The organism is Streptomyces sp. NRRL S-118 (assembly GCF_000716335.1).
GTDB lineage: Bacteria > Actinomycetota > Actinomycetes > Streptomycetales > Streptomycetaceae > Streptomyces.
This window is the reverse complement of sequence record NZ_KL591050.1, coordinates 3569-8289: the sequence shown is the minus strand read 5'-3', so window position 1 is coordinate 8289 and position 4721 is coordinate 3569. Positions and strand designations below refer to the sequence as shown.

At 75.2% G+C, this 4721-nt stretch carries 1 protein-coding gene and 2 pseudogenes; all 3 read left to right on the top strand.

From position 1 onward, the window contains the following. Positions 1-115 precede the first annotated feature (115 nt). Positions 116-411: pseudogene (locus tag IH00_RS45705) on the top strand (ketoacyl-synthetase C-terminal extension domain-containing protein); the annotation flags it as partial. Positions 412-510: 99 nt separating this feature from the next. Next, positions 511-1947 (top strand): annotated as a pseudogene (locus IH00_RS45700) (acyltransferase domain-containing protein); the annotation flags it as partial. A gap of 108 nt (positions 1948-2055) precedes the next feature. Beyond that, positions 2056-4721 (top strand): SDR family NAD(P)-dependent oxidoreductase (locus IH00_RS45695; protein ID WP_420710983.1); only part of this gene is annotated, 2666 nt, incomplete at its 3' end.

Below are 4721 nucleotides of genomic sequence, written 5' to 3'. Positions count from 1 at the left end.
GCACGGGATGCTGCCGCCCACGCTGCACGTGGATGCGCCGACCCCGCACGTCGACTGGGCGTCGGGCGAGATCGAACTGCTCACCGAGGCGCGGGAGTGGCCGGCCGGCGAGCGNGCGAGCGTCCCCGGCGCGCGGGCGTCTCGTCGTTCGGCGTCAGCGGCACCAACGCCCACGTGATCATCGAGGAGGCACCGGCCGAGGAGGAGGCCCCCGCCGCGGAGACCTCCGCCGCACCGCCGGTGGTGCCGGTGCCGCTCTCCGGGCGCAGCGAGGCCGCACTGCGCGAGCAGGCCGAGCGGCTCCGCGCCCACCTGGCCGCACGGCCGGAGGTCTCCCTGCTGGACGCCGGCTTCTCGGCGGCGACCACGCGCGCCCAGCTCGACCGGCGGGCCGTGGTGGTCGCGGCGGACCGCGACGAGCTGCTCGCCGGGTTGGCCGCGGTCGCCGCGGGCGAGCCCGCGGACGGTGTGGTCGAGGGCGTGGTGACGGAAGGCAAGCCGGTCTTCGTNTCGCCGCACGTGAACTGGGAGTCGGGCGCCGTCGAGCTGCTGACCGAGTCGCGGGAGTGGCCCGCCTCGAAGCGGCCGCGCAGGGCAGGTGTGTCCTCCTTCGGCATCAGCGGCACCAACGCCCACGTGATCATCGAGGAGGCACCCGCTGACACACCGGCCGGGAGCGGGGCCGCGCCGGTGCCCGTGCCCTCTCCGGCGGTGCTGCCGGTCCCGGTCTCCGCCAGGAGCGAGGCGGCGCTGCGGACACAGGCCGACCGGCTGCGGGCCCAGCTGATCGCGCAACCCGAGCTGCCCACCGTGGACATGGCGTACGCGCTGGCGACGACACGCGCGCAGCTGGAGCACCGCGCGGTGGTGGTGGCCACCGATCGCGGCGCGCTGCTGACCGGTCTCGGCGACCTCTCCGCGGCGGAGCCGTCGGCAGCCGTGGTCGAGGGCCGTCCCGTGGGCGGCAAGCCGGTCTTCGTGTTCCCGGGCCAGGGGGCGCAGTGGGCGGGTATGGCGGTGGAGCTGCTGGACACCTCGCCGGTGTTCGCGGAGCGGATGGCGGAGTGCGCCGTGGCGCTGTCGCCGTTCGTGGAGTGGTCGCTGGAGGACGTGCTGCGGGGTGTCGAGGGTGCGCCGTCGCTGGAGCGGGTGGATGTGGTGCAGCCGGCGTTGTGGGCGGTGATGGTGTCGCTGGCGGCGTTGTGGCGTTCGTACGGTGTGGAGCCGTCCGCGGTCGTGGGGCATTCGCAGGGTGAGATAGCCGCCGCGGTGGTGGCGGGTGCGCTGTCGTTGGAGGACGGTGCGCGGGTGGTGGCGTTGCGCAGCCGGCTGGTGCTGGAGCGTCTTGCGGGGCGTGGTGGCATGGTGTCGGTGGCGGTGCCGGTGGAGCGGGCCGAGGAGCTCGTGGCGCCTTTTGGGGGCCGGGTGTCGGTCGCGGCGGTGAACGGGCCTGCCGCGGTGGTGGTCGCCGGGGAGCCTGCCGCGCTGGACGAGATCGTCGCGGGGTGCGAGCGGGACGGTGTGCGGGCACGGCGGGTCAACGTGGACTACGCGTCGCACTCGGCGCAGGTCGAGGCGATCGAGGCCGAACTGCTCGACGTACTGGCACCGGTGCGCCCGACCTCGGCGCGCATCCCCTTCTACTCGGCCACACGGGGCGAGTTCCTCGACGGCGAGGCGCTGGACGCCGCCTACTGGTACGGCAACCTGCGCGGCCGGGTCGGGTTCGAGCCCGCCGTCCGGGCTCTGGCGGACAACGGCGCCGGATGCTTCGTCGAGGTCTCGCCGCACCCGGTGCTGGCCATGGCCGTGGAAGGGACGGTCGCCGCGCACGACACCGAGGGCACGGCCGCGGTGGTGGGATCGCTGCGCCGGGACGAGGGGGGCCTGCGACGGTTCCTGCTGTCGCTGTCCGAGGCCCACGCCGCCGGGGTCGCCGTCGACTGGTCCGCCCTGTTCACGGGCACCGGCGCACAGCAGGTCGGGCTGCCCACGTACGCCTTCCAGCGCCGCCGGTTCTGGCTGACGCCGGGAACCGGCGCGGGGGACGCGTCCGTGGCGGGACTGAGCCACGTCGATCACCCGGTCCTGAGCGCTGCCGTGCCGGTCGGCGACCGCGACGAGTGGGTGTTCACCGGCCGCGTCTCCGCGGACGGCCAGCCCTGGACCCGCGACCACGTCGTCCTCGGCACGGTGATCGTCCCGGGCGTCGCACTGGTCGAGATGGCCCTGACCGCCGGGCGCGAGCTGGGCTGCGCCGTGGCGGACGAGATGGTGCTGGAGGCGCCCCTGGTGCTCGCCGACGACGCGGCGCGCCAGGTCCAGATCACCATCGGCCTGGCCGACGCCGACGGCCGCCGCGAGGTGGCGATCTACTCACGCCGGGAGACCGACGAGTACGAGGCGCAGCGGGCGATCTGTCACGGACGCGGCTGGCTCGCCCCCGAGACGGATCCCGCGCCCCCGGCCGCCGAGTGGGCGCAGGTGTGGCCGCCGGCGGGTGCCGAGGCCGCTTCGGTCGACGCGCTCTACGCCGGCATGACGGACCTCGGCTACGACTACGGACCGCTGTTCCAGTGCGTGCGGGCCGTATGGCGCCTGGACCACGAGGTCTACGCGGAGATCGCGCTGCCGGACGGCGCCGACAACGGCGGCTTCGGCGTCCACCCCGGACTGCTCGACGCCGCTCTGCACGGCGGCCTGCTGGAGAAGGGCCCGGGCAACGCGGTCGTCCTTCCGTTCTCCTGGTCCGGCGTCCGCCTCGGTGCCGGCGGACCGGCCGGCGCCCGGGTGCGGCTCTCCCCGGCCGGTGACTCGGCGCTGCGCGTGGAGGTCGTCGGCGCGTACGGCGAGCCGGTGCTGCACATGGACAAGCTCGTCTTCCGCGCGGTCGACCCGGCGCAGCTGGAGAGCGCCACGGGGACCGGCGACCCGCTGTTCCGGATGGACTGGGCCGAGGTCACCGTGCCGAGGACGACCGGGCGGGTCACCGTACTCGGCGGGGAGTTCGCGGACCTCGACGCCCTGGAGCGCGCGCTCGCCGAGGGCGGGAGCGCACCGGACGTGGTCGTAGCCGAGGTGGCGGCGCCCGTGGGTGCCGTACCGGACGCGGCCCGCGACTCCGCCGTACGGGCGCTGGCGCTGGTGCGGCGATGGCTGGCCTGCGAACGGCTGGCCGGCGCGCGGCTGGTCGTGGTGACGCGCGGCGGCATCGCCGTGGGCGACGAGCCGGCGGACGTGGCGCAGGCCCCGGTGTGGGGGCTGGTGCGCAGTGCCCAGTCCGAGCACCCGGGCAGGTTCCTGCTGGTCGACACCGACACCGCCATCGACACCGACGACGCCCCGGACTGGGCGGCGCTCGTGGGCGCGGACGAGCCGCAGCTCGCGCTGCGCAACGGCCGGGTGCTCGCACCGCGGCTCGGCCGGGCGGCCGAGGGACCGTCCGGCGACGCGTGGCGGCTGTCCACCGGCCGGAAGGGCTCGCTGGACGATCTGGCGATCGCTCCGTCGGAGGGCGGCAGGCCGCTCGGCGCGGGCGAGATCCGCGTCGGCGTGCGTGCCGCCGGCCTGAACTTCCGGGACGTACTGATCGCGCTCGGCCTGTACCCGGACGAGGCGCCGCTGGGCAGCGAGGCCGCGGGTGTCGTGCTCGAAGTCGGGGCCGACGTGACCGATCTGGCCCCCGGCGACCGGGTGTTCGGCTTCGTCCCGGAGGGCTTCGGCCCGCTGGCCGTCGCCGACCGCAGGATGGTCGTGCCGATGCCCGCCGGCTGGTCGTTCACCGAAGCGGCCGCGGTGCCGGTGGTCCACCTCGCCGCCTACTTCGGCCTGGTCGACCTGGCCGGTGTGCGCGCGGGGGACCGCGTGCTGGTGCACTCCGCGGCGGGCGGCGTCGGCATGGCCGCGGTGCAGCTGGCCACCCACCTCGGTGCGGAGGTCTACGCCACCGCGAGCCCGCACAAGTGGGACGCGGTGCGCGCGCTCGGCGTACCGGACGAGCGGATCGCCTCGTCGCGCGACCTCGGTTTCCGGGACGCGTTCCTGGAGGCGACCGGCGGCCTGGACGTGGTGCTCAACGCGCTGGCGGGCGAGTTCGTCGACGCGTCGCTCGACCTGCTGCCGAACGGCGGCCGGTTCATCGAGATGGGCAAGGCGGACGTGCGCGACCCGGAGGCCGTGGCCGCCACGCACGCCGGAGTGCGGTACCGCTCGTTCGACCTGTTCGACGCCGGCATGGACCGGCTGCAGGAGATGCTGACGGGGATCGTCGCGCTCTTCGAGCAGGGCGCGCTCACCCACGCCCCGGTCCGTGCCTGGGACGTCCGCGACGCCGCCGGGGCCTTCCGCTTCCTGCGGGAGGGCCACAACACCGGCAAGGTCGTCCTCACGGTTCCGGCGCCGCTCGACCCGGAGGGCACGGTCCTCGTCACGGGCGGTACGGGTGGTCTGGGTGCCCGGGTCGCGCGGCACCTGGTCGCCGAGCACGGGACGAAGCGTCTGCTGCTGGTGAGCCGGCGTGGTCCCGCGGCGGAAGGTGCCGCGGAGCTGACGGCCGGGCTGGAGCAGCTCGGTGCGGAGGTGCGGGTCGTCGCGTGTGACGTGGCGGACCGTGAGCAGCTGGCGGGCCTGGTGGGTTCGCTGGAGCATCCGTTGACGGCAGTGGTGCATGCGGCGGGTGTGCTGGACGACGGTGTGGTGGAGTCGCTGTCGGCGGAGCAGGT